Source organism: Candidatus Kosakonia sp. 282A-S69, from assembly GCF_029433855.1.
GTDB lineage: Bacteria > Pseudomonadota > Gammaproteobacteria > Enterobacterales > Enterobacteriaceae > Kosakonia > Kosakonia cowanii_A.
In genome coordinates, this window is record NZ_JAROAU010000003.1 from 1,936,580 (window position 1) to 1,963,522 (window position 26,943).

Sequence of the window (26,943 nt, forward strand, 5' to 3'; positions counted from 1 at the left end):
ACAGATCATATTTATGATGGTTTAATTCAGTGATTACTATCTGTAAATAAGAGGAATTATGGGTACGGAAATTTCACTTAAGGTTTCAGGTGCAACGCTCGACTGGAGTAAAAATAGCTTAGGTATTGATCATGGTGCATTGTTTCAATCGACCGATCATATAATGATACCTCAGCATGAACGCTATGGTTTGGAAGAAAACGCTGAAATTGATGAAGAAAGACGCCTTCAGTGGACTGTTCTTAGAAAGCCTCTTTCAGATGTAGCTGAACGCGTTGAATTACTTGGCTTTTCTCTTAATGCTATTCGTGCGGAATATGAAAATCTTGTAAAGCATGAGACTAACCAAAGAAATGAGATGATTGAAGCCTTTCCCGATAATTGGGAACCATTAGAAAAGCTTTTTACTTTCGATGAGTTTCTAAATTTACTCAAGAGCTATAACCTGAGCGAGTTAGATGATAAAAGGTTAGACTTCGATTACACAAATAAAACAGAAAAAGATAATTTCATCCTGAAGTTATTCCCTAGCGATATTTTAAAAAGAATTCCTCTTTATGATCCTTATAGTGATTTCTACTGGTCAGAAAAAACCGCGTTTTTCAGTGTAATAAACATACTTCATCCATACTCAATGATCAGACTTTTAAATGAAAACAAACATAATCTTAGTGAGCATGTCGAGTGGGACTATGGGGAGATAGTTGCTAATGGATGGGTTCATATTCATGAAATAAAGACTGAAATTGGCCGTGAAGATTCGTTTCTCATTGCAACTGAAGGTTCCTCTGACTCACATATACTACAGAAGGCATTTAAGCTAATAAAGCCTAGCGTTAGTGACTTTTTTCGTTTCATCGATGTAAAATCCGGCCATCCATTCCCAGGCACTGGAGGATTATCAAAGTTTGCTGAGGGACTAGTAAAAATTGATATACAAAACCAAATTATTTTTGTGCTCGACAATGATAGTGAAGGGGTTGAAGCCTTCAATAAAATAATAAATATGAAACTCCCTCATAACATGAGTTGCATGTGCCTTCCGGATCTAAATGAGTTTGAGAGTTTTCCTACTTGCGGCCCGGACGGCCAAACGCTATCTAATATCAATAGAACTGCCGCCGCTATAGAATGTTACTTGGACTTAAATTATAGTCATTATGAGTCATACTTTGTTAGATGGACTAATTATAAAAAAGAGACAGGGTTATATCAAGGCGCACTTGAATACAAAGAGCATTATGCTAAAAAATTTCTTAATACATCAGAAGTTAAGCTTATTGAAACTAAATACGACACTTCCAAACTCGAGGCTTTGCTTAATGCGATAATTGATGCTTGTTCCAAGTTATCTGGAGCAATACGTATCGAAAAAATAAAGAGTCACTATCCAAATTTATGGACTGAAGAAAAAGTTTAATTCCATTTCAATATTTTTATTTTCAATGATCTGAAAATAATATTTGGAATCATGGCATTAAAATAATGAAGTTCGGCATATTGAATGTTCTCGCCAAGCGTAAATCAGCATTTGTTTAGATTTCGGGTTTCATGGGGTGTCAGGGGTCGGAGGTTCAAATCCTCTCGTGCCGACCAAAATTCCCCAATTAAACCAGCCTCTTACGGCTGGTTTTTTTATTCCTGAAATTTGCCAAAGGTAAAACGAAGGTAAAATGAAGGTAAAACCCCTGTCATGATCTCCCTCATTTCAGCAGCGACTTCATTAGCTAAAACACCCGCGGCACATCCGTCAGTCGCGTTGTCCAGCGGGGCGACAGCATCTCCCGTTTCATCTGCCATTTCTTCTCGATCCCCTGCCCCGCAAAAAACAGCGTGCCCCGACCGTTCCGTTGATTCACTGAGTCCAGGATATCCATCAGCGCCTTGGCGTTTGCCCTTGGAGCGTTGTCGTCAAAGAGGTTTAGCTGCGCCACGCCCTGGCTAAAAAAGTCTCCCAGAAGGATCCCGCCTTTCTGGTACCGGTGACCATCTTTCCAGACCGCATCAAGGCAACGCACAGCAGCGGCCACAATGTCGCGTGTGTCCTGCGTAGGGGTCAGGAGCTTTGTTCCGGCATGCTTGCCGTAATAGGGTTCATCAAGAGCAAAAGGCGAGGTTTTAACGAAGGCAGAGACGTAACGGCAGAACTGATGTTCTCCGCGCAGCTTCTCTGCCGCGCGCGTGGCATAACTCACTATGGCCTGGCGCATTTCCGTATAGTCGGTGACGCGCTGACCAAAAGACCGACTGCAGCAGATCTCCTGCTTCGCCGGCTGAAACTCATCGAACTCCAGGCAAGATTCACCGCGCAGCTCGCGCACCGTTCTTTCCATCACCACGCTAAAGTGTTTGCGGATAAAGCGTATATCGGCATCTGCCAGCTGAAGCGCCGTTTTTATCCCCATAGCCTCCAGCTTCTTGCTGATCCGCGACCCGATCCCCCATACTTCGTTGCAGGGCAGCAGCGCCATCAGCTTCCGCTGGCGGGAGATGTTTGATAAATCCACCACGCCGCCGGTTGCCTTCCATGTCTTCGCGGCGTGGTTCGCCAGCTTGGCAAGCGTCTTTGTAGGTGCGATGCCCACCCCCACATGTAACAGCGTGCGCTGATAGACCGTCTGCTTAATCTCCCGCCCGAAATCGCTCAAATCACGACAGTTCCGCACGCCGGTCAGATCGCAGAAAGCCTCGTCAATGCTGTAAACCGATACGCGCGGGCATATCTCTTCCAGGGTCGACATCATCCTGTAGCTCATATCGCCATAGAGCTCGTAATTTGAACTAAAGCAGACAACGCCGTGGCGCCGGAAAAGGTCGGTATTCTTGAAAATTGGATCACCGGTTTTGATGCCCAGCTTTTTGGCAAGCGCTGACCGGGCGATCACGCAGCCATCATTGTTCGAAGCCACAACTACAGGCACCAGGTCAAGCTCAGGCCGGAAGGCTTGCTCACATGAAGCATAAAAGCTGTTTGCATCGACGAGGGCGAACATCTCACATCACCGGATAGTCGTCGAATGCCGCGGGACGAATGATGTGCGTAACCACGCCAAGCATTTCCACGTCATCCAGGGCGTCGCCCTCAATCGCCTCCCCCTCTTCCGTGATCAACGACGTTCCGCATAACCGCGCGATCTGCCTGCGGCCCATGAAAGCTATCAGCAGCATAGAACCGGCGTCGGCTTCGGCACGTTGCTCCACAGCCAGAACGTCCGAGCCGATTTCTATGTACTGCGCTTGCGGTGACAGACCGCTGATGGAAAATAGAGGATGTGTCATAGTAGCCTCGCTTAATTACTGTTTAAATATACAGTATTCATAAGCGAGAGCGTTATCAAGGCGAAGCGGCAAGAAGATTTGTCAACGGCCTGAACCGCCGGGAATTTTTCTTAAGTTAAATCGTCTTTCGACTAAAATTAAAACAGCCCTGTAGCCTGCACCAGACAGGCGCGGAATGTAACTGCCCCGTCGCCGGGGCTTTTTTATTGCTCCTGCGAACCTGCATTGCGCTGATTCCAGATGCTGGTTTCCGGCATATCAAGACGGACGTCGATCCAGCTAGTCGGGGGAACGTCAATCGCAGCACCTTTCTGCACTTCGATCTCCCCGCTTTCGGTAAGAACATACCGCCGCCTGTAAAGCCGAATCGTCAGGCCGCCGCTTTCGGTCTGCTCCGCCTCAACGATCCCCATATCACCCGATCCCTGCGGGTCGCGGGGCGGGAGCAGTTGCCAGCCGGATGAAGCAAGCCCTGACGAGCCCGTAAGCGTATACACTCCGGTGTCGAGCCGGGAGATGGTGATCCCTTCCGCTTCTCGGTTTGCTGTTCCGCACCCACACCACATAAAGCCATCGTCATCGACGTCAGCGCGCTGACATGCTTCCTGACTCTGTACGATGCGCGCCACCGGCGATGCGGCTTTAATGGTGCCATCACTGCCTTTGGTCGTGTTCGCCGTTCCGTATAAAATATTTTGCGCAAAAGACCATGAACCGCCGTTATCAACAGCCCCCCAGGAGATGAGCTCACCCGTCGAGTAATTCGACTGCAGAAGAGCGTGCAGGTTACCCGCATTAAAATATAAAGAGGGGTAGTACCGGACGATCGCCCCTGCCTGAGCTGCCGTGAACTGATAACTCCCGAACCCGACAGACTTGAGCCAGTTGAAGATAGCTGTCGGGTTGTTCAGCGTCGTGTTTGCGTTACCCGGCTCTCTCTTGAGCACCGCGCCTGCTGCCAGCGCATCACCGAGAGACGCTGCCGCACCGATACCAAGGGCAGAGCGCGCTCCGGAAACACTGGTTGCGCCCGTACCGCCCTGCGCGATACTGAGAGCCGTGGTCAGTCCTGACAGACTGGTGATGTCTGAGTTAGCACCAGAGGATGCAGCAGATAATGCCAGGCGCGCATCAGCTTTATTCTTTGCGCCGGTGCCTCCCTGCTCCACGCTCAGGGCCGAGGTCAGACCGCTGAGTGAGGTGATATCGGAGTTAGCGCCTTTCTTCGCCAGTGACATCTGGCCAGGTACCGTGACCGCCTGCCCGTTGATGGTGATGGTCACATCTCCAGCACCATTCATCACGTCAGCAAAGCCGCCCATGTAACGCTGGTACATCGTTAACGTTTCGGCGATGTCCTGTGCCAGACCGTCAACAGAAAGGCTGTCGCTCAGCAGAATGGCGAACTTTGTGCCGGCAGGAACGTCCGGGCTGGCCGCCGGGGTCACCGTGAGGCTGGTCGCGCTGTTGATTGCGGTGATCTGGAAAGCCTGTACCGGGGTGGTCAGTGCAAGCACCGTGCAGCCGTTACGAATGAGTGAGCCTGCCTGGGTGAAATTCGTGCCGGTGCCGGTCAGCGTGTTGCCGCTGACGGCGATAGAGCCTGTTGTATAAATCATTGCTGCTCCGGATATAAAAAAACCGCCTAAGCGGTTTAGTGAATTAATTAATACATGGAGGGAATAACCGGCAGACTGATCGCGCTCATCCCGCTGCTGTCAAAATCCCATTTTTGCCGTTCGTTTCGTGTAACAACGCGCCCCCGGCCGCCTTTGACACTTCCCCCGCTCATCATCAGCCCACGACCGCGCCCGACATTCCAGGACGTTGAGTTTTCGGCTCTCCTGACCTCCCATCCATAACGACCTACAGGAACCATGCCCCCGACCGCCTGCCAGACAAGAGTGGGTGTAAAGAAACTCTTGATAACGAAGGGCTTCCGGGTCGTTGAGAAGGTGCACTGCCCCTGAGGGTTGATGAAAGTCAGGCCCGGCCCCGGGACAGGTGCGTCATTGGAAAATATCGCGATGCGTGCGGTAACCGGGGCGGGTATATCTTCGTAGGCACCTGAATCAGACGAGCAATATAGTGTTCCGCCGATATTCTCCAGCACTGCAGTCGGGCTGTCCCACGAAGCGAAAACTATCCCGGTAACAGGCGGCGTCCATTCCCCGTTGATGGTTACCGTACCGTACCAGGTGCAGCTACCAAGATTCCCGTTCGTGGTCAGGGCAGTAAAATCTGTGGAGTCAGAAATCAGCAGGCCGCTGTTTCCTGACTGGCTTGCGGGTGTGATTCGCCATACCTGGCCGGGCCACTGGTAGGTGTCAGATGCCCCCTCCCTGTCTCCCTGAGAATTCATCGTCAGTGTCCCGCCGTTTTGCGTCACAGAAACCAGCCGTTGGGTGTAGGGAAAAAGCGCGGTGCCAAAATCAAAAATCCTGACGCTTTCGGTCGGGATGAAAACAGCTATGTCCCCGCTGTCATACCCGTCTATCGGCACAGATTTTCCCCAATAGCCCTGAGTCGTCGCCCGACAGAAAAACGGGGCCCGCAGCCCCGCCGTAATTTCCATCCGGTACCCGTCGTTAAAATCAATCAGTAAGCCTGACGGCATTTACCAGCTCCCCAGCCTTATAAGACCGCCATTTGCAAGGTTAACCGTGACGCCAAGCCCGTTAATAACGGTCGCATTTCCCGGCCCCGTGAGGTTGAAATTACCGTTAGTGGCGTAAATTGCGCCGCGAACGGTTACCTGGTTGAACTCGGCATTTCCGCTTTTAGGTAGATTCCATCCCGCCGCGCCGGCGGCATAGTTGTCCGACTTCAGTGAATCGGTGATTTTACCGAACTGAATGCTGGCATCCCTGAAGAAGGCATCGTTGATGAACGTCTGCCCGTTCTGGATAACAAACGGCAGGCTCACCGTTCCGCCTGCCTGCGACATCACGGCGAAACGATCCGCCACAAAGAGCACCTGCGACTGCATGCCCGCCGGGGTGTTCTGCACCCCGAGCCCCATGCCCGCGGCGTACTGACGGCCATTGGCATCCACCCCTACCTTGATGCTGTACATCGCAGAAAGGTTGTTGTTAATGTCGGCCGAAACCTGAGCATTCTGGACGATTGCCGCCTGCTGACCGTTTACCGTCACTGACAGGGAGTTGATTCTGGTCGCGGAGACCTGCGAAAAATCCGCCATCGTTTTCGCAAAGTCAGTGACATTTGCCGTGCCGCCGCCCGCGCTGGCATCCAGCACCCTGAGCGATTCGGCAACGGCCTGGCTGGCGTCCGCCATCACGTTGTCAACGCGCTTGATACCTGCGGCGTTAGCACCGTACTGCACGCTCATTCGGGTGGACTGACTGACCTGCGCCAGCGTGTTGGTGATAAGCGCAATGGAATTGCTCTGTATTCCCCCTCTGATATCGCTGCCATCTATGCCCGCTATCTCTGCAGAAATCTCATCAAAGCGAGACGCAGTGGATGAGTCCAGATCCGTCACGGTCTGCGTCAGCTCCGTGACACTGGCCTTGTTCTCTTCCGTCTGCGCGGTAAGCTGATCGACAGCTGTCGCCCGTGCCTCGGTTTCTTTTGCCAGCGCCTGGCGCACTTCGGTAATGCCTGCGGCGTTCTGATCTGTCTTTGCCTCCAGGCGGATCACATCAGTAACGCGCGCTTCGGTTTCGGTGGCGATAACCTCGCGCAGTTGTTCGAACCGCGCCGAGTTAGCGCCCTGCTGGGCTGACTGCCGGACAACAACATCCGCGATCGCCAGCGCATTGCCGATAATGGCCTCTGCAGTCTGGCGTGTTGCGCCTGCTGCCGCAGCCAGGCCGTCGGCGTTCTGCTTCACTGCCTCGGCCAGCTCCGCAACCTTCGCACTGCTGTCCACAGCGTTCTCGATGAGGTCTTTGAAAAGCTCCGTATCCTTGATCTGCGCGAGCACGGCCTCTGTAATATCGGTCACATCGGAGCTGGACTGGCCGCGTACCCAGCTGGTATACCCGGACTCGTTACCGGTCCGGTCCACCAGCTGCGCGCGGTACCATAAAACCTGACCTGCCTTGAGCCCCATCTGCTGATACTTGCGCAGCGGGTAAGGCACGTCGGCCAGCAGCATGGCATCGTCATCGCTGCCGATCAGGCTGTACTGGATCTCCGTTTTCAGCGTGTCGTCCGTGTTCGCCGGGAATCCCCAGTTCAGCTCGACACCAAACACAACAGTTTCCGAGGCGGTAAAACCCACCGGCTTCGGCGGACTGCCCACTTTCCCGGTGAGCGTTTTCTCTTCTGAATAGCCCCACCCGGAGGAAATTTCGGCGGCATTGATGGCACGAACACGCACCAGATAGCGACCGGCATAGATACCCGGCACGTCGAATGACGTGGTGGAGCTGCGCGGCACGTTAACCCAGTTCCCGTCGTTACGGCGCCACTGAGCCTCGTAGGCGATAGCGTTCTGCGCCTGGTCCCAGCTCACGCGCATGGTTTCCACGCTGATATTTTGCTGAACCACCGAGAAGGAGCTGATCACGATGTTAGCCGGCGGTGTCTGGTTACCAGGAGGGATGACGCTCACTGGCCGCTGGTCAATGACCGCTCCGGTATCGATGCGGGCATATTTATCCGGATCGTGCCAGGCACCAGAAATTGAGAAAGTGCCATCATCGTTATCGAACACACTGACAACACGATACTGCTGCGCGTAAAGTTCGTCAGACTCAACAACCCAGACAGCCTCAGGTTCTGGCGTTTCGCTATAAGCCGTCGTGACTGTAACTTGATTTGCGTTGACCGACTGAATGGTACGGATCTGAGAAGCCCCGGAAGGTAAATTCAGGATAAGACGGCCGCCGGCGACGGCATCTGGTTTACGATCCAGAGTGATAACCCTGCCGTTGACGGCGCTAATGCGCCCACCCATAACCTTGCCAGACAGCATTTCATCAGCCACGGCGATGATGTAGCCAGGTTGCGGGATGTTACCGTCTAGACCAACGTCGAACGAAACTACGCGATCTTTGTTATTGGTGAGAATACCCCAGCGCCCCTTTCGGTTCGCTTCTGATTGACGGGTGCAACCGATGGCTGTCATTTCCAGCTGATTGAAGCCGTACCGCGCAACCAGTGCCTGCTCAAATACCGGTTCCATCGCGTCTGCGTAGGCGTTGCCAGGATCTGACCATGAAACCAACGCTGTGGTGTAGCGGCTTTTCGTTGTGCTGCTCGAATACGCAAACCGTCCGCCCACTACGTTGGCTCGGGTATAGCTGTAATCCACATCACGCGGCATGTCAGCTAGCGCAACGATCTGATCACCGCCCCAGTAGGTCATACCTCTGAATATGGCGGCAAAGTCACGCAGAACCGTATAGGCCTCATTTCGGTCCTGGATGTAAACATTACAGGTGTAGCGGGGCTCAGTACCACTCCCGCCCTTTCCGTCTGGAACCTGCTGATCGCAATACTGGGCAATCTGGTACAGCGTCCATTTATCGATGTTCGCCGCTGTAAGCCGTTGACCCAGGCCAAAGCGATCGGTCACAACCAGATCATAAAAAATCCACGCGGGATTATCTGTCCATGCCCATTTGAAAGCACCCTGCCAGATGCCGTTATAAGAGCGTGTTTCCGGATCATAGGTATCTGGTACGCGGATCACTCGCCCGCGCGGCTCGCAGGAAATCTGCGGGATAGAGCCGTTGAACTGGCTGGAGTCAAATTCGATGTACAGCAGCGCGGTATTTGGATAGCGCAGCTTTGCGTCAATCACTTCAGTAAAGCTCTGCAGCGTCATCGTATCGCCGATCTTTGCGCTGTTCGCATCAGGGGTGATTTTGCGGAGGCGAATTGTCCAGGTACTACCTGCCTGAGGTAAATCGATGCGGTGGCTGCGCTCGTAACCGGACGTGGTTTTACCGGTCACGCTGGTATTAAGTACTGTCTGCCATGTGCCGCCATCGGTCTGCAGGTCAATCGCATAATTTACTGAGTAACCGACCAGATCGCCGTCGTCCTCCTGTTTAAAAAGCGAGGGCCACTTCAGGCGCAGGCGAACGGCTGACAACTGGGTATTGGTAAACGTGCGAGTCCAGGCTACTGCGCTGGAGACTTCGGTCCCGACGTTGATTTCGTTCTCGGTACCGGGAATTCCCTGAATGTGATTCTGCGCCTGTGTACCCGGACGAAACTCCCACATGACACCGCTGAAGTTCTGAGAGCCGTCAGCGTTTTCAATCGCGGTACCATCAAGATAAATGTCCTTGCCGGTTAACTGGCCTGAGAACTCACCCTCTCCCAGCGCGATCAGGATTTTCGCCTTGGCGACAGACTGAAGATCGTCTGGCTGTTCGGTAGGCGTGCGTGATTTAGAACCGCCGCCCTTGCGGCCTCTGATTACGGTAGCGTGTGCCATATAGCGCCCATAAAAAAAGCCACCGGAGGGTGACCAGAATGAAAGGTTTATTTTTACTGCTGGTCTTCGACGTAAATTCCGGCGGAAATAACCGCCCCGCCTATCCGGCGCCGTCCATAGAGAAGGGGCACGGGATAGCCCTGCGCCGCAGTGTTCGTAACGCCTCCGAAAGCGTATGAAGCGCGGTTTTCAGCGCTCTGTTTACTGGCTAAACCTTTTGGCTGAGGGGAAAGAAGCTGGATAACCCCACCGATAGCCAACGATACGCCAGTAGCTGCAGCGAAACCCGTTAAGCCACCAGCAGTAAACGCAGCACCAATGCCTCCAGAAACAAAGACAGCAGCAGTAATCAAAACTGCTCCTAAAATGGTTTGTAAAAGCCCTGCCCGCTTACTGCCGATGATTACAGGAATAATCTTTACTACATTGCCTTCAGACGGAAAGCCCATCTCATCCACAGCTATATTCCTTTTCCCTTTAAATACGGCAAAAGTTAGCCCCCGGCGTTTACTACTGATCATAAAACTCTCAAAGCCGGGCAAGGTTTTGCTGAGAGCAATCGCTGCCTCACCAGTTCGAGTTATAAGTCGTTGATGCTTTTTCCCAAAGGTCTTACCTAACACGCCACCAAGCTCAATTGTTGTCATTACTTCTGTCATAGTTTCACCATAAAAAACCCGCTTTATCGCGGGTTAACTATTGGTTATATACAGCGCTCTATTGCCTTGATTCTACTGTCAATTCGATAATTAAAAAGCCCACCCTGATGACGGAATTCTATATTTGTAACTTCACCTTCCGGTTTCAAATCCGCCATCTCAAGTTGAGATTGGGTGAATATAGTTTTACCACCATCATGTGGCTGAATATAAACGCTTCCATATTTTTGACTTTGCTCCTGCCATCCAGTAAGTATGCATTCAGCAACAGCATCTATCTGCTTTTTTGACTGATATGTATTAGATGGAGGCTCTTTTCTAAGATCCTGCATGCTTGAACAGCCAGCTATTCCAAAAATAGCTAAAGCAAACAATAGTTTTTTCATATCGATTCCCCTTCAGAAGTAAGAGGAAGGTTAGCACAGAGATTTATAACGTAGAATCTTCATCGTTCTTTCCTGCCAGTAGCCGCCATAGGGCACTCGCTGGCTCAGGTGACCGTACAGATGGTGAAGCAGCATGTTTCCTTCCAGCAGTATCCCCGCGTGATTCCACTTATCAGCCTGGACCTGCATGATCACCATATCGCCGGGTTTCGGTGGCCCGTCGAATTCACGGAAACCGCACTCATACCAGCAATCCTGATAGAAGTTGTCCGGATAGTCGTTTTCCCACCAGGGATAATCCACCCGGTAATCGTGGAGCTCGATACTATGCGTTTGCCGGAAATAACTCATTACCAGCCCCCAGCAGTCGAAGTGACCAAGCACAAACGGACGCTCAAGCAGCGGCAGTTCTCCGCGCGGCTGAATGGTGCGTAAATCCCCCTCCGGCCAGCTCACAATATGCCAGGGTAAAAGCGTTGCATCGCATTGCGCTTTATCCAGTTCGCTTGGTTGCGTCGTTGCGTCAGGGTGACTGTGAACGATGGCGATCACCGTTCCCCAGTCCTCAGCAGTTGCATAGTCTTCGGGGCAGAGGACAAAATTGTCCTCCGGCGCCGCGGCAAGATTCCGGCACGGAAAATAACGCTCAACACGGCTCTTCTGCGCCACCACGCCGCAGCACTCGCGCGGATATTCACTGGCGGCATGTGCCAGAATGGCATCAATGGTTTTCTGACGCATGTCAGCTCCTGATCAACGACGTGCCCGGGAAGCCACCAAACGAGAGCTCGTTATTTTCACCGAACCGCAGTTTGCAAGCCGTCAGCGTACCGTTGCACTCATCCAGCGACGGATCGCTGACGGGATTGTTGTTTTTATCGAAATAGCGGGTTCCGGCATAGTCACAACCGTCGCCGGTGCGGTACTTATTCCGGATGCACCAGGTACACAGAGAATGGAGCTGGCGCGTCGGTATCATCAGCCCCTGCAGATCCATCGGGCTCGAGAGCGTAAATTCGACCACCTCATTGGTTTCGCTACTCTTTGCATCAATATAGAAAACCTTCAGCTTTTCCTGTGTCGGATCGGCTGACGGGTTTCCTTCAGCGAAGTTTCTGGCATCGAGATATTTGCCCAGGGTATCGTGAATAATCACCTTCGCCTGCAGCATGTCGTCATACGCCAGACACAGAGCTGTGATTGAGCTGTCGAGGTTCGCCACAGATAATTTAGGCTGCGCGCTGCTTCCGCTCGTAGAAGCCTCAATACCCTCTATCTTACAGGGCCACGCTTTATACTCTTCTCCCTGCCACCAGATCGATTTTGCGGGCAGCTTATTTTCATCCCCGCCAGCAGCAGTAATTTCCACTTCAGTGTGCGCGAGGCTGTAGCTGTGGAACCGGAGCACCTCGCCTGTACCAAATGCCGTGCCATCCACCTCAAAAAGCCTGACTTCATCGCCGGGTTCCAGCTTCTGGTAATCGCTGTTTAAGCTCATGGTGCGAACGCCTGTTCAAAAGTTGCGGAGAGACTGTGTTTTCCGGCACCCAGAGCCGTCGGGGTATAGGTATTGCACCGGTATAACCCGAGCGGCTCGAGCGGCGGGCGCCAGGAAAAAGACCGGGTTCCCTGGTGGCGATCCAGAAAAGCTTTTATTGCAGCGATGTATTCTTTATCCCCTGTGAATTCCAGCGTCCATTTTTGCGAACGGGTGTTAATTCCGTCACCCGAGACCTGCTTATAACCGTCGCCAAACTGCGCTGAGCGGGTGCGAAAGGTCACCTCCTGCTCAGCGTTGATGCGCGGACACCACGTAAACTCTTCAGTATCCATCAGCGATTACCTTTAGCCAGATTCCAGATATTGCCCCCCGGTGCCAGGTCACGTCCGAGAAGCTCCCGGTAGCGGCGATCGATATACGCACCCGCATCCCGCCCAAGCTGTTCGTAACCCGGCGCCGCCGAGCTCCTGTTCCCGCTGTCCGTTATATAGACATTCACCTGCGGTGCGGCCCCCGTTGCCGAAACATTGTTCACACCTGAACCGACGGCGCGCACGCCGAGAGAACCATCCGATGCGCGCGTGAGTGGCATGATGGCTTCCGGCCCTGCTTCACCGAAAACGCCCGCCCCCTGCGCGAACGCAAAAAACTGCGGAGTGCTGTAGACCCCACCGCTGTATGCGCTGAGAGAGGGGGAATCGTAAACGCCGCCGAGAGCGTTCGGCCGGAAAGAAGGCACCGCGAAAGACTGTGTTGCCGTAGCCCCCGCAGAGGCCGAGGCCGCCCCGCCGCCGAAAAAGCTTGCTACGCCCCCCACCAGAGAACCGATGAGACCTGACGAGGAAGAAGCGCTGCCTATGGCATTAACAGCAGCCATTTGCAGGGCGACTTTTTCGATGATTTGCAGGACAGAGATCCCCCACGACTTCCAGGAAACCTTATTCCCTTCAAGCATGGAGGTCACATTACTGAATGCGCCATCAAGTGATGACCTGACACCATCAGAAACGGTACCGGCGATGTTGGTCATTTCATCAAACCAGTTGTTGTATCCCTTCGAAACGCCAATTCGCCAGTCAGCCTCTGATGCAGCCAGGGCTTTGTATTTTTTATCGAGCGCATCCAGCGCCGCAGTACGGGCCGAAACAGCAGCAATGCCGCCATCTGTTTTTGCAAATACCCTGTAAATCTGCTGCGTTTCATCAAACCGCTGCCGCTGGCGATCGCTGAGCCCGGCAGTTGCCGTAGTGAGTTCCGTTTCGTCCCGGAACTTACGCGCGGCTTCGGTCAGGTCTTTCAGCGCGTCGGCCTGCTCACGCTGCTTTTTAACATTATCGTCAGCCCGCTGTGTCCAGCGCGCCAGCTCAGCAGCAGAGGCGCGAATCGCTTTTCGCTGCTCATCAGTCCACTTCACACCCGCCTGATTAGCCGCGGCATACAAATCCGCGGCCTTCTCGCCCTCTGTAGCTCTGACTTTCTGAACCTCAAGCGCTACAGAAAGATCAGCCATTTTTCGGCCATACTGCTCCGCGAGCGAAGCTGCTTCTCTCTCCGCTTTACTCTGCTCCTGCGTCGCTTTGGTACTGGCTTTCTTGGTGTCGGCGAGCTCTTTAGCCTTACGGTCAGCCGCATCCATGTCGGCGACATATTTGGTATACGCTGCGCCCACCAGCCCAAGATCCTGAGCCTCATAGAGCGTCTGCTGATGTGATTTCTGAAGCCCGTCCATCCCCTCCAGCACATTAGCGCGGGAGGCTCTCTGAAGTGCGGACTGCTGCTGGGGTGTCAGCTTAGAAGTATCAATGACAGGTGAAACAAACTTTGGCGTCGCCGTCGGCGTGACCGCCATTGTGCTGTTAAGTAGTTCGTAAGCGCCCTTAAGGATGGAAACTGCGCCCGCCTGCTCAATGGCTTTTTGCGTGGCAAGATCGCTGGCCTGATTAACCAGTTTCTGCGTGCCTTCAATCTTTGATGCCACCTGCTCACGTTCATATTCAAGCTTGTTTAAACGCCCGGTCAGCTCGATATTCTGCTCGGTGATATCTGCCTGATCCATGAAGGTATTCAGGTAGGTCAGCCGCGGCGATTTGTCATAACTGGCCTGAATGTTCGCGAGATTCTTCTGGCTGTCTTTGACCTTCCGGATCTGTTCATCCAGATCCGCCAGGTCTTTCTTTTGAGCGGCGAGAGATGAAGTGGCATCAACAGCTGTCGAACGCAGACCGGCCACAGACATTTTCTGCAGCTTGCTGTTGATGTCATCGAGGTTATCAGCAAAGGCGACCGCTTCCTTATGCACCTGCTGCGTATGCTCATAAAGCCCATACATCGCCGCACCGGCGCCAATAATCAGCCCCGGCCAGCCGCCCAGCACACTGAGCACGCCGGAACCCAGGCGGGACATCAGCGAGGCGCTGTTAGTCAGGTTGTTGAACGCGCTGCTGCGGGCTGAAACAGCGTTATTCAGTCCGGCCTGGGCAGCAGCGAGTTTACGCTCAGCGATGATCTGCGCTTCAATTGACACCGCAGACGCCCTGGCCTGCTGCGCACGGTAAACAGCCTGCCGTGCTGCTGCCACGCTGACCTGTGCACCGCGCACCTGCGCCTGCGCCTGCGCCACTTCTGCCGCAGTGTTTTTCACGATCTCCGTTGTCGCGCCGGCAACACTGCCGACCATATTGCCGAAGAAGCGCGCCAGCCCGATCCCGACCAGTGCGCCAGCTGTATTGGCAACGGTATCAATGTTTGCTGCCAGTCCATCGAGAATGCCCGACAGCGCGGAAGACGCACCGACAGCATTGTTCGCCCCGCCCACCCAGGCCATGAAGGCGTTATCCACCTTCTGCGCCGATCCACTGATGCTGGCCGGAAGTGTGTCAAACTCCTTGCGCAGCAGTTCAACGTTGGTCAGCAACGGAATGATTTTATCCGTCGTCAGCTCACCGTTGTTCGCCATGTTGCGCAGGCCGCCGACGGTGGTACCGAGCCCGGTCGCCAGCAGTTTGGCAAGCCGGCCGCCGTTCTCCATGATCGCGTTGAATTCTTCCCCACGCAGTACACCAGAGCCGAGCGCCTGACTCAGCTGAGTGATAACGGAGCTGGCTTCTTCCGTACTTGCGCCAGAGAGCTTCAGGGACGTCGCGACGGTTTCAGTTACCTTAGCCACGTCAGCTGAGGCATACCCTGCATCGCGCAGCGCAGATGCAATACGTGAGTAGAGATTCGCATTGGCCTCAAAAGAGGTGCCCGTACGCTGGCTTATATCCATCAGCGATCGCTGAGAGTCCGCGAAGTCGTCAGCCCCTGTACTGGCAAGGCGCAGGCGCCCGGATAACTGGTTCCAGGTGTCTGCGTAGCGAATTAACTCGCTGGTCGCGAACGCACCGGCAAACGCACCTGCCACGCCAGCGGCGGTGGATTTAATTGTCGCCAGCTCATTATTGAGCGCAGCGACAGAGCGCTGGGTTTCACGGGTGGCCGCAGCGGCTTTCTTGCCGCCGCTCTCCATCGTTTTGTAATAATCGGCCCCCATGCGTGATGCGCGGGAAATCTCAGACTGAAATGACTGGGAGTTTGCCGAAATTTTGATTATAAGTTCGCGCAGGGTTGCCATGTTTCACCCATTAAAAAGCCCGCGCTTGGCGGGTATCAGAGACTGGACATCCATTCTTCAAGTTCGCTGACCTCTTCGGCTTCCGCCTGATCACCAAACCGCAATATCACATCCTTGATTTCGTATTTACCACCCTGCGCATTGAGCGTGGCCACGGCGATTTGCGCCGCCTGCGCATCAGCCCGCCAGTCTCCTATTGGACTGATGCGATCGTAGGCAATCCACATTTTCAGTTCGCGGGCGGTGATGGTCTGGCCTAACTCATGGAGTGTGCGCCCCAGCCGGAGCGCCAGCGACATCAGGAAGAACGTCAGCGGCTCCTTTACTTTTTTTCGGCCACATCCTGCGTCATACCCAGCTCAATTGCCTGACGCAGCAGGCGGGCATGTACCGGGCCATAAATTTCACTTACTGTGGCGCGATCGGTGTCGCTGAAAACGCGCGCGCCGGATTCATCAAGCAGGACATCAAGAAAGAGGATCACATCAGCCTCTTTATTACGCAGGAATTTCTGCGTCGGGGATGGCGGGGTTTCATCATCGCCATCCGGCGTGGCGTCCAGAAATTCGCGGAACGTCAGCCAGGCTTCGCCGGACGGTTCGCGCAGCGTTACGCTTGCGCCATTCCATTCAGGGACAGATACGGTTTTGGTACGAAAGGCGGTCGCCGCAGTCAGCGCCAGGTCGCGCAGGGATTTTTTCGGGTTGCTCATTATTTTTTCTCAGGCGTGGAAGGGAAAAAGAAAGCGGCCGGAGCCGCTTCAGATCAGGAACCGGGGTTAGCGACAATGCGTTTCGGCTTACCACGCACGCGCAGCGAATAGGTCGCGCTCACGACGGCAGACGTCGCTGCAGACCAGGAGCTCTGGCGAACTTCAACCAGCATGTAAAAGCCGTTGCCGGACGGGAAAATTACCCGCAGTGCGCGCAGTTCATCGTTATCGTAAGCAGTCTGCAGAGCCAGCTGTGCCTCTTCATCGCCGACCCAGTTACGGCTGATGGTCATTTCTGCCGGTGCGGCCAGACCGTTGGTCTGCTCCTGCTCAAGCGAGCAAAGCGTGGTGACATCGATGTCGCCCTTTTGCCCACCGGTAAAACTGATTTCTTTGGTGGCGCACTCTGCCACAAGAAAACTTACACCGACGCCGGGGAAGCCGGACGACTGAAAATCTGCGGCACTGACAGGAGCATCAGAAATGCCAATCTGCGTGCCTTTCGTTACTTCATACTTGCTGGTCATGGTTGCTCCAGGCATAAAAAAACCGCCTCTCGGCGGTCAGGATGGTTGAGTGGGGTATGATTACTGAAGGATCTGAACTTCAAGCGTTGCGCGGCGCAGGCCCGTCTCTGGCTCATAACCGCCAGTTTTGGTCATCCGGGTGAAGCGCAGCGGCATCAGTGCGGCGATCGCCTGCTCACGCAGCGCGCGGGCGTCATCCACCGAGGACGCATAAACATCGACCTGCAGGGCTGTGTCTTCCTCCGCCGGGCCACAGAGTGTATCGCCATAAACCTGATCCACCAGCGTGAATGTGATCCACGGCGGCGCGACAGCCGGTTCCCCCTCGCTGTTGAGAGGCACCACGCCGGGATAAACCTGCCCGTCAGCCAGCGCGCCGATCAGCGCGTACACATCAGCTTCAGTCATTTCGAAAGCACCCTGTCAATGGCGCGGTTCGCTTCAGCAAAAGCGGCTGTGGTCGCGTCTTCCTGTCGGGCATCGTAAGCGGGCCGTACAAATGGCACAGGTGCCTGAGTCGATGTACCAAGTTCAAGAAATCGCCAGTAAAACGCATTCCGGGGATTGCTGGCTTTCATTGTGGTGTCACTGCCGCCGGTGCGCGGGTTCGTTCCGCGGATGTGCACACCAGATGAAATATTGCCGTTGCGATCGCGCTGCGTCATCACAACGATATTTTTCTTCAGTTTGCCGGTGCGAACCGGCGCTTGCTTCACAGCTTCATCCTTAAAAATCGTTGCCGCCGCGCGAGTGGCATCGCGCATAACCTTGCGGTTTTCCGCTTTGCTCAGGGCGTTGAGGTCGTCCGACAAATCAAGCAGGCCGGAGAAATCAAGGCGTGTGTCGATCATGGCTTTACCCCCTGTTTGCAGAGAATTTCGAGCTGAGTACCTTTTGAATCAGCAACCGGCGGGCCGGTCACGTCGAGGAACTGCCCTTTATACGGACCAGTCAGCACTTTGAGTTTCGACGCTGATGTAATGTCACTGCGAAACCGCACCCATACGCGGATAGTAGCTTCCGCAAGCTCAGCGCTGGAGGAAATGAGTTCCCGACCGCTGATCCCCTTTATCTCGGCAAAAATCTCACGGCCATCATGCCACGTTTTCTGTGGCTGACCGGATGGTGTCCGGGTGGAAGTGAAATTCATGATCCGGACGCGCTGATTAAGCCTTCCCGCCTGCATTTGGCCTCCTACACACCATAAATACGGTAAGGCTGCAGCAAAGCCTCGACAGCCAGCGGCAATTCAGCCGGCGCATTACCGCTTACCACCGCCTCCCGGTTGGCGTACCAGTGCCCGATAAGCAGCAGCATCGCCGTGCGCACATCGTCATTGAGAAGCAGGCGATCTTCATCATCAGCAAAGCCCGGCTCATCATTGGTTTTGTAAAGCTTTCGCCGCGTCCAGGTTTCAACGTAGCGCGCCGCCGCGCCGGTGTAGATTTCAAGCAGGTTGTCGTCACCTGTAAAATCATCATCGATACGGCAATGGCTCCGGACTAAGGACGGTTCAAGAAACGCCATGGTTTAGCCTCAGAAATAGCGGCCCGCAGGCCGCTGTGGTGTTTAGCTGCCCGCCCCCGTCAGGGCACCGAACACGAACGCTTCCGGACGGTATACCGCCAGCGCCACGCGCTCTTCGCAGCGAATGGAGATCATGTTCTTTTCGAAGTCGTCGGCGTTCTCGGTAGAGATCACAACGTTGGCATCTTCGCGATCGAACAACTGCGCGCCGGAGTTAAATGCGCCGGTCAGGAATTTACCCAGGAACTGAACAGCTTCAGTCGCAACCACGGGCAGGCCCCACAGTGTCGGGGTGGTGAGCTGCGCCGGATTCGCCAGGATATAGCGGCCCAGCTCGTCTTTGGTCAGCTCAATGCGTGCCCAGTCGGTAAAGTGCAGGACGTGGCCGGACGCCGGGAAGCGCGCCAGCTGCGCCTGCAGCATTGCCAGACGGAGCACATCGATACCGGACTGTTTTTCCACCGCAAACGCCGGGTTAAACGCAACCGCCTGCGGGATAATCCCCTTCAGGTGCGCGCCGGTACCGTCGCCGAACAAAATTTCCTGCTCTTCGACGTACTTGAGGCCGTAACGCATTTCCGCGTCCACCGTTGACTGCAGCTGTGCAAAGTCATCCAGGATCTGCTTGGATGCCTTGAACATGTGGGCGATGGTGCGAACCGGCGTCGTCTCTTCAGCGAACTGGATATCGCTGTAAGGCTTGGTGGTGTTTTCCGGCACAACGGCGGCGTTGTTGGTGAAGCCCGTCTGCTTCACGTAGTAGATGGTGTTCGACTGGGTGCGACCCGGTGCAATCAGATCACGAATGAAAAGACGCTGTTTCGGCGTCTGATCGATACCAGGCAGACGCGTCGGCGCGATAATTTGCCCCGGAACGTCAACGGTGGTGATCGCCGCCTGAACCGGCACGCTCAGGCGCTTGCCGCCTTCCATGCTTGAGCGGATGTCCTTCATCACTTCCGCCGACACCAGCTGCTGGCCAACAGACTGAATGGCCTCTTTCGCCGCGTTTAGCGGCATGCTGGCAACGTGCTGCTCCAGCTCGCCAACTGACGCTTTCAGCGTTTTCAGGGATTCGTTGAGCACGTTGTGCTCGAGCGCGATTTTATCTACCGATTCTTTGGTTTTAGCAGACAGCGTGCCTGAATTGCGGGCTTCGCTGAGCGCTGATTCCGCCTTCTTGCTGAAATCAGAGGACACCTCTTCCAGTTTGGCCGTTACCTTCTGCAGGAGTTCGTTTACTTGAGACATGCTTTTTCCTTATTCGCCGAGCGATGCCAGCGCAGATTTGAGGGAGTTAAGTACTTCAGGGCTTACTTCATCGACAGCGCCCGGCTTGTCGTTTTCTTCGGCAGCAGCGCCCGGCATGCTGCCCAAAGCTTTCAGGTGCTTCCGTCGCTCAGAGCGGGGCATGCCGCCCTTTGCCAGAAAAGCATCAATTTTGCGGATAGCCGCTGCAGGGCTTTCTTCATCGCTGGTAATTTCATCGGAGGAGAGCAGCGCGTCGGCCAGGCCTCTGGTCACTGAGTCGCTGCCGCCGATAAAGGACTCCTTGTCCATCAGCGACTGAATTTCTTCGACTGGCATGCCGGAACGCGCGGCATAGATGTCGGCCATTGCCTTATCGAACGGCTCCAGGTAGTCAGCGTATTCCCGGAAATCATTCCGGTTTCCGGCGGCCATGATCCAGGCGTTGTGGATCATAAGAAACGCGCCGCGGCCTATCTGGACCTCATCTCCCGCCATTGCGATGATGGATGCAGCTGACGCTGCGAGGCCCAGCACTTTCACGGTGACTTTCCCCTGGTATTCACGGAAAAGGTTATAAATGGCGAGACCTTCGAACATATCCCCGCCAGGCGAGTTGATGTGGACTGTCACATCCTCGCCGCCAAGCGAGCGGAGCGCTGCTGCAATCCGGTTAGCGCTCACGCCGTCCCCCCACCAGTCCTCTCCGATCACATCGAAGATGGTGATAGTGTTCTCACCCGGCTGCGCCGCAGCGCGAATGCTGCCGTCCCAGCGTTCAATAGCGGCTGCAGGCAGATCGCGTTTTCCGGACGCAGAAATCCGCCCCTCCGGCGCCGCCGGAAGAGTGCTCATCTTCTTCATTGGTTCTCCTAAGCCGCTTTTTTAAGCGGTGACTGCTCCGGTGGAATATCCGGGAAAAGGAAGGCGTGAAGCTTCATGATGTTGCTGGCCTGCGCCCCGACGTTGTTCTCACGCAGCTGATCAAGCGGCGTCAGGTTCAGCTGGACTGTGTAAATTTCACCGCCCTCAATCGGTGGCAGGTTTTCAAGCCGGCGCACGTCATTGCGGGACATCCAGCCATTCTGCAGCGCTGTGGTGTAGTAGGCGGAACGCCCCGCGCTGTCGGCGCGCAACAGGCCTTCTACAGAGAATTCGGCGAAAAGCTCATCATCACTGTCCAGGAGACAGCGTGAAATCTCCTGCTCAATATTCACCAGCAGCGGGCGCAGCGTGTTGGTCAGAAACTGCAGGTTCATGCCTTCGACGCTGGATGCCCAGCTGCTCTGTTTGTCGGCGTGCCCGACCATAAACGGCGGGACGCGAAACCAGCGGCAGATCTCTTCAATACTGAATGAGCGGCTTTCCAGCATCTGCGCGTCTTCAGGGTTCATCGTGACACCCTGGTACTTCATGCCGCCCTCAAGCACCATGATTTTTCCGGCGTTTTTCGAGCTGGTGAACGCCTGCATATAGCTGCGCAGACGCGCGCGCTGATCGTCATTGAGCGCTGTATCGGAAGTGAGAAACCCCGAGCTCTGAATGCCATTTTCGAAGATTTTTGCGGCCGACTGCTCCACCGCCAGCGCCGCACCAATCACATCGCGACCGGTCATCATGGGCATCATCCCGCAAACCCCGTCGAGGCCGAATCCCCGGATATGCATGATGTTTTTTACCGGAATGACGCGCTTTGCTTTGTTCTCGGTATAGGTGTATTCCAGCGCACCGCTGTCGAGACGCTTAACCACCATGTTCTGTGGCAATAAAGGCACCAGCGATACCAGCTTCTGCCCGATGTACTTCTTTTCGACGAAGGCATTACCGCGCAGGCAGATGCTGGCGACCACCATCAGCATGAAGCGCGATGGCGTCATTTCTGCATTTGGCCGGCGGCAAAGTACGGAATAGGCCGGATGGTTCGTTGCAGCTTTGCGGGAACCGTCCGCCTGCCGCTCGTAAATCTTAAGCGGCAGGGTAGAAACAGACTCGCTAAGCAGCCTGACGCAGGCCCATACCGCTGAAAGCCGCATGGCTTTGTCAGCAGTCACTACCTGGCCGCTGCTGCTGGTACCAAACCATTCCTCCCAGAACGTTCCGGTGGTCAGGCTGATGGGCACACCCAGCCAGTTAAGCAGAGCGCTTTTCACCCTGCCCGGCTGCTTATTTTTATTCATCAGAAACCTACCATGATGGGGTTATCGAAGAAGCCACTCAGATCCTGCCGCGTATCAGGCAGCATGGCGCGACCGATATTCATAATCAGGGCAGTTGCCCCGTCTATTTTGTTTTCGCTGTGCTCCTTAATGGGGCGCACAACATCATCATTACCAGGCAGGTGTTTACCCACGACATTGGAAATACACCAGGTGAGGATCGGGTGACCATCATGATGGAAGCGCCCGGCCTCTATCGCCGCCTCGAGCTCCTTCATTGGGTCTGACATGTTGGTGTAGTTCTGCACAATCGTTATCGGGCTCAGACCTTCATCGGCCAGATGATGTGAAAGGTTTGTGGCGCCATGTGGATCTATTGCGGACTCTTCCACGGGGTTCTGGCGGTTGACTGCTTTCGCCTCCTCAAGGATCACCCGGTAGTCGATCTCTGCGCCATCCGTTAACTGCAGGTGACCGCTGTTCACCCACTTCTGGAATCGTTCAGCGGTACGCTGCTGATCCGTATCGGTGCTGTAAACCGTGTCGTATGGCACCCAGAAGCGTGGCGCCACGCAGTAATAATGCCGTTTACCGTCAATGTCGCGGGTGAAAATCCTCACCATGCTGTTCATATCGAGCTTACGCGCAAGGTCAAAAGACAGATAACAGGGCTGCCCCTCAAACTGCTCGAGCGAGAGCGTTTCATCCTCACAGTTGCGCCAGCTGACGAGGTTGAAGAAAGCTGCGCGGGCTGAAACCCATATATTCAGGTGCTTTGTCTTGAATACGTTGGCCTGCCTGGCGTTGTTCATCGCCCTCTTCTGCTGGCTCAGAAGGAAATCGCTGTACACCGAGATCCCCATGTTGGGGTTTGCCTTGCGGAGTACCGCCGGGTCGGTCCAGTCATCGCCTTCGTCAACGGTGTAGATCACGCCGAAAAGCTCTTCGTTCGGTACCGTGCCGTTAAGCATCTCGATCACTTCCCGACGCTTGTCGTAGCATGGTCCCTCGATGTTGTAGCCCGCCGTGGTGATTGCCCACATCAGGGGCTGGCGCCGTGCACCCATACCGGTCAGCATCGTGGTATAGAGCGCATCGGTATCATGCTCATGGTATTCATCAACTACCGCGCAGCTTGGCGACGAACCGTCACCGGGATTGCCTATCAGGGGTTCAAAACGGGCGCCGTCCTCTGGCCGGTTCATGTTCGACGCGTTTACCTCAACGCCAAAGGCATCACACAGCGCAGGAGTGCGTTTACACATCAGTCGGGCCGGGCGGAAAACCTCCCAGGCCTGCTTTTCTGTCGTGGCACCGGAATAGACCTCAGCACCAAACTCGTCGTCACAGGTGAAGCAGTAAAGCGCCACACCAGCGGAAATCGCCGACTTGCCGTTTTTACGGGGGATCTCGGTGTACACCTCACGGAACCGGCGAAGCTTGGTCCCCTTCTGTACCCAGCCGAATGCACAGCACACGATAAAAAGCTGCCATGGCTCCAGCGTGATCGGCATCCGCTTAAATGCCCATTCCCCCTTTGTGTGGGGTAGCAGCTGGATAAACTTGGCTGCCTTTTCAGCCAGATCCTTGTCAAAGCGGTACCGGAATTTCTTTGTTTTCTCTTTCGCCAGATCATCAAGATGACGCTGGCACGCATCAACCACATACCTGCAGGCCACAGTCCTTGCCCGCACGATGTCGCGGGCGTACTGATTTGCGGCGTTCACGTTCGGATAGGATTTACGGGTCATAGGTTTTTGAATGGGTTATCAGACTGTTTTTTGTTTGCGCCCATCAGCCGCTGCCTGCTGCTGGGGTCCAGCCCGAGCATGCCGCCGAAGGATGCCATTTGCCGCATCGCTTCGTTTAGTACCGTCAACGCCGGGTTTTTGATCACACCGCCCATTGCGCCGGTCACGGTTATACCGTTGTCAGCAACGTGACTCTGCGCAGCGCGGGCGTTGGCATAGGCCACACAAAACATTTCGAGGTTGTGTAAATCTGTCGCGCATAAAACCGCCTGCGCGCACAGCTCCTCAGAGACCATTTTCCACATTGTCGCAGCGTCTTCGCTGAGCCATTCCGGCGGGTCAACGCCGGTGATCGGGGTGAAGGAAGGCTCTTCTTTATTGAGGGCGCGCTTACCCGGATTACCGGCCAGCAACTTCCGGGCGGTCGGCTTGGCGCGGCGTCCGGATCGGCCCGTCGCTCCAGCCATAGACACTCCAGTTAAATTTTATATTTCGCGGGTGTGAAAATCTGACTGAGGCGGCGGTCCCGTGAGGGCAAGGCCCTGAACTTTTCACCCGCCCCCATGCAGATGAGAATCATTTTCATTGCAAATGAAATCATTTCAAATGAAACCATTTAATGATATCGATCCTCACTTGCATCTTTCCCGAGCCGTTTTCGCCCTGTGGCAGGGCCAGCAAAGCGCTTCGAGGTTCGAAGGGTCGTCGGTGCCGCCATTCGCTTTGGCTATGATGTGATCCACAGTCTTTGCCGCAGCGATCTCGCCGTTGCGTTTGTGGTTCTGGCAGAGGTGCTTGTCGCGTGCCAGCACTTCAGCCCTGAGCACGTCCCATTTCCTGCCGTAACCGCGCTGGTGGCGGCTCTGGCCACGCTGGTGCTGCTGCCAGCCCTCATAGCGGTGCTGCTCGCAATAACCTGAGCGGTCAGTGGTGGTACCAGCGCAACCCCTTTTACGGCATGCGCGCGGTATTGCTGCTGGCATCAGGCAATCCTCCATGCTCGTCGGCGTTCAGTGCGCGGTACTGCATCAGGGTGCTGCTCAACGGGTTCGCCATCTGCGTGATCCACAAGTGACCAGCATGGATAAATGACCGCGCAACCCCACGCATCGCCCACGGCGTAATCAGCAGGCTTGCCGCTGTCCCAGTGCGCCAGCACTCTGGAGATATGAGAGGAAGGCACGCTGTAGCACACACCGTGAATGAGCTTTGGTAGCGCGATGTAATCGGCCCGCGCCTTGTCAGCCACTATCAGCCGCTCGGCAATCAGCATCTGATATTGTGGCGGGCGACCGGTACCGAGATAAAAGCTCAGCATTTCTTCAGGGAAGAGGGACAGCCAGAGAGCAACCTTTTCCCCAAACCCCGCTACCGGCATCGCGTCATCCTCCAGCACGACCACACGATCTGATTGCACTGCTGCCCACTCCAGCGCGCGACGGTGATTCCAGTTGGCACCTCTGTCGTGCTCATCCATCAGCAGGTGAGCGCCAAGATAGTCAGCCAGCCTTTCGGCCTGCTCTCGCCGGGCATGGTGCCCGACCACTACAAAGCTCACTTGTGTTTCCACCAGGCGCACTCCTTACCGATGCCGTCAGATTTGAAAATGGTATGAACCTGCGGCCCGGTCACGATGCGATCGCCAAAGCGTTGAGCCACAATGCCAAACGCCAGCATATCGCCGACCGCTGCCGGTGCTTTCTCCGTCTTCCAGAAACGATGACACTCCAGCAGGTAATACAGCCGCACTATGCCGTGCGCAAAGTCCATCACGTCAGCACGCAACCCGCCAAGCAGCCCGGCATTAAGCATCACATCGTTGCGATGCTCATCGAGGAAGGCCTGATAGATGCGCTCAGGGTGGTGCTGGCGCGCCCACGCATCGGCATATGTCTTTGGTTCAGATCCGACATACACCATGCCCGGCACCATATCTGCCCATGGCTCGCGAAGCATTTCGACATCGGTACCGTCAGTGCACCAGACCAGATGATATTCAGGGTGATCGCGCAGGTGCTGCCAGATATGCAGCCAGCGCCGAAAGTAAACGTTCATCTTCACCGCGGGAACGCGACACCGTTCAACATCAGCCGGTGCGGTTGCCAGCTCATCAGCCAGCACAATCCGTCCGCAACCGCGCAACGAACCGGCCCACTTCGCCAGCAGGTCAGGTGAGGCTGTCATTCTGGCACCGCGCTGCGGGTCAGGCTCACTGGTCAGCAGCGTGGTGATCACAACATTACGTTGCGGTCGATATGGGGCGTAGCCGGTATAACCGGTGTCGCGCCGCTCGTTGTGAATACGCACATTCCGCTTCACCTGCTCTTCCCTGTCCGGACGTGGTACCGAACGCTCCACCAGCTCATGCTCATCGAGGGAGTGGATCAGCTTTGCAGAGCCGACCACATCAGCGAACGCCCACGACGTTAGTCCGGCATTGTGGATGCGCAGGGCGAGATCGCTGTGCTCATACATGCCGCGACCATAAATCGGGTCGAAGCCGCCGACACGCTCAATCGCGCTGCGGTGGTAATAGAGCATCACGCCGCGCTGGCCGGTGTAGGCGATATGCTGATCGTCGCGATACAGCACCGCGATATCGTTCAGCTTGCGCGCGCCAGCCAGATCGAGAAACTGATAAGCCAGATGTGTCTCGGGTGATTCAATGTAAGGCAGCCACCATCTATCAGCGATCGGCCAGGCGTCATCGTCCCACAGGAAGAGATGCTCACACCCAGCAGCACAAAGCGCGGCAAGGCTGGCGTTCTTCGAGGCCACAATGCCAAGAGATTTTTCGTGCTGGATTAACTTCACACCGTCGGGCACTACCGCTGGTGGCTGTGAACCATCATCAATGACGACCACCAGCGCGCCGACAGGTAAATGTCGAAGATGATGCTCCAGCGCCTTGCTTAGAACAGCAGAGCGATTGTGCGTAGAGATGGCTATGCCGATACGGCTGGTGGCCGGAGTGCAGACAGGCGCGTACGGGACACCATCGATAGTGACCTGCATAAAGCTTCCTTTTAGATGTGAGCCTGTCGCATAGGACAGCCGCCCGAGAAAGCAGCTTTCCCAACGCTCACGACTGAAAGACTCTCGATTGTTTAGCGCATGCGAGGCGCGAAGGGATTGGTTCTGCAGATGTATCTGTAATAAATCTCGT

27 protein-coding genes are annotated in these 26,943 nt (G+C 55.0%); 1 reads left to right on the forward strand and 26 read right to left on the reverse strand.

Features of this window, described 5'->3' with window-relative positions; translation table 11 throughout:
* Positions 1 to 58 precede the first annotated feature (58 nt).
* Positions 59 to 1,420 (forward strand): HEPN/Toprim-associated domain-containing protein, encoded by a 1,362-nt coding sequence (locus PU683_RS14825; protein ID WP_277172774.1) that lies wholly within the window; start codon positions 59 to 61, stop codon positions 1,418 to 1,420.
* A 307-nt stretch (positions 1,421 to 1,727) separates the two neighbouring features.
* On the opposite strand, the gene umuC is transcribed toward PU683_RS14825, so the two are convergent.
* From umuC to PU683_RS14955, 26 genes are all read right to left on the reverse strand, one after another.
* Entirely contained in the window at positions 1,728 to 2,993 is a 1,266-nt protein-coding gene (gene umuC, locus PU683_RS14830) for a translesion error-prone DNA polymerase V subunit UmuC (RefSeq protein WP_277172777.1), read from the reverse strand.
* 1 nt (position 2,994) lies between these two features.
* On the reverse strand, positions 2,995 to 3,279 hold the full coding sequence (locus PU683_RS14835; RefSeq protein WP_277172780.1) for a hypothetical protein: 285 nt from the start codon (positions 3,277 to 3,279) through the stop codon (positions 2,995 to 2,997).
* 203 nt (positions 3,280 to 3,482) lie between these two features.
* The gene (locus PU683_RS14840; RefSeq protein ID WP_277172783.1) at positions 3,483 to 4,898 is read right to left on the reverse strand and encodes a phage tail fiber protein; all 1,416 of its coding nucleotides are present in this window, start codon (positions 4,896 to 4,898) and stop codon (positions 3,483 to 3,485) included.
* 47 nt (positions 4,899 to 4,945) lie between these two features.
* A complete protein-coding gene (locus PU683_RS14845) occupies positions 4,946 to 5,896 on the reverse strand; it encodes a DUF6453 family protein (RefSeq protein WP_277172785.1) in 951 nt (316 codons plus the stop codon).
* Positions 5,897 to 9,697: a TipJ family phage tail tip protein gene (locus PU683_RS14850; protein ID WP_277172788.1), complete on the reverse strand. Its 3,801-nt coding sequence runs from the start codon at positions 9,695 to 9,697 to the stop codon at positions 5,897 to 5,899.
* Between the two features lie 53 nt (positions 9,698 to 9,750).
* Positions 9,751 to 10,356 (reverse strand): tail assembly protein, encoded by a 606-nt coding sequence (locus tag PU683_RS14855; RefSeq protein ID WP_277172791.1) that lies wholly within the window; start codon positions 10,354 to 10,356, stop codon positions 9,751 to 9,753.
* Between the two features lie 44 nt (positions 10,357 to 10,400).
* On the reverse strand, positions 10,401 to 10,742 hold the full coding sequence (locus PU683_RS14860) for a hypothetical protein (protein ID WP_277172794.1): 342 nt from the start codon (positions 10,740 to 10,742) through the stop codon (positions 10,401 to 10,403).
* Positions 10,743 to 10,772: 30 nt separating this feature from the next.
* The gene (locus PU683_RS14865) at positions 10,773 to 11,483 is read right to left on the reverse strand and encodes a C40 family peptidase (RefSeq protein ID WP_277172796.1); all 711 of its coding nucleotides are present in this window, start codon (positions 11,481 to 11,483) and stop codon (positions 10,773 to 10,775) included.
* Between the two features lies 1 nt (position 11,484).
* On the reverse strand, positions 11,485 to 12,240 hold the full coding sequence (locus tag PU683_RS14870) for a phage minor tail protein L (RefSeq protein WP_277172799.1): 756 nt from the start codon (positions 12,238 to 12,240) through the stop codon (positions 11,485 to 11,487).
* On the reverse strand, positions 12,237 to 12,575 hold the full coding sequence (locus PU683_RS14875; protein WP_277172801.1) for a phage tail protein: 339 nt from the start codon (positions 12,573 to 12,575) through the stop codon (positions 12,237 to 12,239). Before PU683_RS14875 ends, PU683_RS14870 begins: the two co-directional genes overlap by 4 nt.
* Positions 12,575 to 15,856 (reverse strand): phage tail tape measure protein, encoded by a 3,282-nt coding sequence (locus PU683_RS14880; protein ID WP_277172804.1) that lies wholly within the window; start codon positions 15,854 to 15,856, stop codon positions 12,575 to 12,577. The genes PU683_RS14875 and PU683_RS14880 overlap by 1 nt, the downstream gene beginning before the upstream one ends.
* Before the next feature lie 35 nt (positions 15,857 to 15,891).
* Complete coding sequence (locus tag PU683_RS14885; protein ID WP_277172807.1) at positions 15,892 to 16,155, reverse strand: phage tail assembly protein T; 264 nt, start codon at positions 16,153 to 16,155, stop codon at positions 15,892 to 15,894.
* Positions 16,156 to 16,178: 23 nt separating this feature from the next.
* Complete coding sequence (locus PU683_RS14890) at positions 16,179 to 16,568, reverse strand: phage tail assembly chaperone (RefSeq protein WP_277172809.1); 390 nt, start codon at positions 16,566 to 16,568, stop codon at positions 16,179 to 16,181.
* 53 nt (positions 16,569 to 16,621) lie between these two features.
* The gene (locus PU683_RS14895; RefSeq protein ID WP_277172811.1) at positions 16,622 to 17,095 is read right to left on the reverse strand and encodes a phage tail protein; all 474 of its coding nucleotides are present in this window, start codon (positions 17,093 to 17,095) and stop codon (positions 16,622 to 16,624) included.
* A gap of 60 nt (positions 17,096 to 17,155) precedes the next feature.
* Positions 17,156 to 17,503 (reverse strand): tail completion protein gp17, encoded by a 348-nt coding sequence (gp17, locus tag PU683_RS14900; protein WP_277172814.1) that lies wholly within the window; start codon positions 17,501 to 17,503, stop codon positions 17,156 to 17,158.
* Positions 17,500 to 17,946 (reverse strand): HK97-gp10 family putative phage morphogenesis protein, encoded by a 447-nt coding sequence (locus PU683_RS14905; protein WP_277172815.1) that lies wholly within the window; start codon positions 17,944 to 17,946, stop codon positions 17,500 to 17,502. The genes gp17 and PU683_RS14905 overlap by 4 nt, the downstream gene beginning before the upstream one ends.
* Positions 17,943 to 18,281, reverse strand: coding sequence for a phage head closure protein (locus PU683_RS14910; protein WP_277172817.1), 339 nt, complete (start codon positions 18,279 to 18,281; stop codon positions 17,943 to 17,945). Before PU683_RS14910 ends, PU683_RS14905 begins: the two co-directional genes overlap by 4 nt.
* Before the next feature lie 8 nt (positions 18,282 to 18,289).
* A complete protein-coding gene (locus PU683_RS14915) occupies positions 18,290 to 18,622 on the reverse strand; it encodes a head-tail connector protein (RefSeq protein ID WP_277172819.1) in 333 nt (110 codons plus the stop codon).
* Positions 18,623 to 18,664: 42 nt separating this feature from the next.
* Entirely contained in the window at positions 18,665 to 19,873 is a 1,209-nt protein-coding gene (locus PU683_RS14920; RefSeq protein WP_277172821.1) for a phage major capsid protein, read from the reverse strand.
* A gap of 9 nt (positions 19,874 to 19,882) precedes the next feature.
* Entirely contained in the window at positions 19,883 to 20,734 is an 852-nt protein-coding gene (locus tag PU683_RS14925) for a head maturation protease, ClpP-related (RefSeq protein WP_277172823.1), read from the reverse strand.
* Between the two features lie 8 nt (positions 20,735 to 20,742).
* Positions 20,743 to 22,047, reverse strand: coding sequence for a phage portal protein (locus tag PU683_RS14930; protein WP_277172825.1), 1,305 nt, complete (start codon positions 22,045 to 22,047; stop codon positions 20,743 to 20,745).
* Positions 22,047 to 23,777, reverse strand: coding sequence for a terminase large subunit (locus PU683_RS14935; RefSeq protein ID WP_277172827.1), 1,731 nt, complete (start codon positions 23,775 to 23,777; stop codon positions 22,047 to 22,049). The genes PU683_RS14930 and PU683_RS14935 overlap by 1 nt, the downstream gene beginning before the upstream one ends.
* Positions 23,774 to 24,244 (reverse strand): phage terminase small subunit P27 family, encoded by a 471-nt coding sequence (locus tag PU683_RS14940; protein ID WP_277172829.1) that lies wholly within the window; start codon positions 24,242 to 24,244, stop codon positions 23,774 to 23,776. The genes PU683_RS14935 and PU683_RS14940 overlap by 4 nt, the downstream gene beginning before the upstream one ends.
* 165 nt (positions 24,245 to 24,409) lie before the next feature.
* Positions 24,410 to 24,760, reverse strand: a complete 351-nt coding sequence (locus tag PU683_RS14945; RefSeq protein WP_277172831.1) for an HNH endonuclease — start codon at positions 24,758 to 24,760, stop codon at positions 24,410 to 24,412.
* On the reverse strand, positions 24,760 to 25,350 hold the full coding sequence (locus PU683_RS14950) for a hypothetical protein (protein WP_277174300.1): 591 nt from the start codon (positions 25,348 to 25,350) through the stop codon (positions 24,760 to 24,762). The genes PU683_RS14945 and PU683_RS14950 overlap by 1 nt, the downstream gene beginning before the upstream one ends.
* Positions 25,332 to 26,792, reverse strand: a complete 1,461-nt coding sequence (locus PU683_RS14955; protein WP_277172833.1) for a glycosyltransferase family 2 protein — start codon at positions 26,790 to 26,792, stop codon at positions 25,332 to 25,334. Before PU683_RS14955 ends, PU683_RS14950 begins: the two co-directional genes overlap by 19 nt.
* Between the last annotated feature and the right edge of the window lie 151 nt (positions 26,793 to 26,943).

What these genes read in the sequence shown, in the direction of transcription:
- PU683_RS14825 (WP_277172774.1), top strand. Translation starts at nt 59, where the DNA reads ATGGGTACGGAAATTTCACTTAAGGTTTCAGGTGCAACGCTCGACTGG.
- umuC (WP_277172777.1), bottom strand. Translation starts at nt 2,993, where the DNA reads ATGTTCGCCCTCGTCGATGCAAACAGCTTTTATGCTTCATGTGAGCAA.
- PU683_RS14835 (WP_277172780.1), bottom strand. Translation starts at nt 3,279, where the DNA reads ATGACACATCCTCTATTTTCCATCAGCGGTCTGTCACCGCAAGCGCAG.
- PU683_RS14840 (WP_277172783.1), bottom strand. Translation starts at nt 4,898, where the DNA reads ATGATTTATACAACAGGCTCTATCGCCGTCAGCGGCAACACGCTGACC.
- PU683_RS14845 (WP_277172785.1), bottom strand. Translation starts at nt 5,896, where the DNA reads ATGCCGTCAGGCTTACTGATTGATTTTAACGACGGGTACCGGATGGAA.
- PU683_RS14850 (WP_277172788.1), bottom strand. Translation starts at nt 9,697, where the DNA reads ATGGCACACGCTACCGTAATCAGAGGCCGCAAGGGCGGCGGTTCTAAA.
- PU683_RS14855 (WP_277172791.1), bottom strand. Translation starts at nt 10,356, where the DNA reads ATGACAGAAGTAATGACAACAATTGAGCTTGGTGGCGTGTTAGGTAAG.
- PU683_RS14860 (WP_277172794.1), bottom strand. Translation starts at nt 10,742, where the DNA reads ATGAAAAAACTATTGTTTGCTTTAGCTATTTTTGGAATAGCTGGCTGT.
- PU683_RS14865 (WP_277172796.1), bottom strand. Translation starts at nt 11,483, where the DNA reads ATGCGTCAGAAAACCATTGATGCCATTCTGGCACATGCCGCCAGTGAA.
- PU683_RS14870 (WP_277172799.1), bottom strand. Translation starts at nt 12,240, where the DNA reads ATGAGCTTAAACAGCGATTACCAGAAGCTGGAACCCGGCGATGAAGTC.
- PU683_RS14875 (WP_277172801.1), bottom strand. Translation starts at nt 12,575, where the DNA reads ATGGATACTGAAGAGTTTACGTGGTGTCCGCGCATCAACGCTGAGCAG.
- PU683_RS14880 (WP_277172804.1), bottom strand. Translation starts at nt 15,856, where the DNA reads ATGGCAACCCTGCGCGAACTTATAATCAAAATTTCGGCAAACTCCCAG.
- PU683_RS14885 (WP_277172807.1), bottom strand. Translation starts at nt 16,155, where the DNA reads ATGTCGCTGGCGCTCCGGCTGGGGCGCACACTCCATGAGTTAGGCCAG.
- PU683_RS14890 (WP_277172809.1), bottom strand. Translation starts at nt 16,568, where the DNA reads ATGAGCAACCCGAAAAAATCCCTGCGCGACCTGGCGCTGACTGCGGCG.
- PU683_RS14895 (WP_277172811.1), bottom strand. Translation starts at nt 17,095, where the DNA reads ATGACCAGCAAGTATGAAGTAACGAAAGGCACGCAGATTGGCATTTCT.
- gp17 (WP_277172814.1), bottom strand. Translation starts at nt 17,503, where the DNA reads ATGACTGAAGCTGATGTGTACGCGCTGATCGGCGCGCTGGCTGACGGG.
- PU683_RS14905 (WP_277172815.1), bottom strand. Translation starts at nt 17,946, where the DNA reads ATGATCGACACACGCCTTGATTTCTCCGGCCTGCTTGATTTGTCGGAC.
- PU683_RS14910 (WP_277172817.1), bottom strand. Translation starts at nt 18,281, where the DNA reads ATGCAGGCGGGAAGGCTTAATCAGCGCGTCCGGATCATGAATTTCACT.
- PU683_RS14915 (WP_277172819.1), bottom strand. Translation starts at nt 18,622, where the DNA reads ATGGCGTTTCTTGAACCGTCCTTAGTCCGGAGCCATTGCCGTATCGAT.
- PU683_RS14920 (WP_277172821.1), bottom strand. Translation starts at nt 19,873, where the DNA reads ATGTCTCAAGTAAACGAACTCCTGCAGAAGGTAACGGCCAAACTGGAA.
- PU683_RS14925 (WP_277172823.1), bottom strand. Translation starts at nt 20,734, where the DNA reads ATGAAGAAGATGAGCACTCTTCCGGCGGCGCCGGAGGGGCGGATTTCT.
- PU683_RS14930 (WP_277172825.1), bottom strand. Translation starts at nt 22,047, where the DNA reads ATGAATAAAAATAAGCAGCCGGGCAGGGTGAAAAGCGCTCTGCTTAAC.
- PU683_RS14935 (WP_277172827.1), bottom strand. Translation starts at nt 23,777, where the DNA reads ATGACCCGTAAATCCTATCCGAACGTGAACGCCGCAAATCAGTACGCC.
- PU683_RS14940 (WP_277172829.1), bottom strand. Translation starts at nt 24,244, where the DNA reads ATGGCTGGAGCGACGGGCCGATCCGGACGCCGCGCCAAGCCGACCGCC.
- PU683_RS14945 (WP_277172831.1), bottom strand. Translation starts at nt 24,760, where the DNA reads ATGCCAGCAGCAATACCGCGCGCATGCCGTAAAAGGGGTTGCGCTGGT.
- PU683_RS14955 (WP_277172833.1), bottom strand. Translation starts at nt 26,792, where the DNA reads ATGCAGGTCACTATCGATGGTGTCCCGTACGCGCCTGTCTGCACTCCG.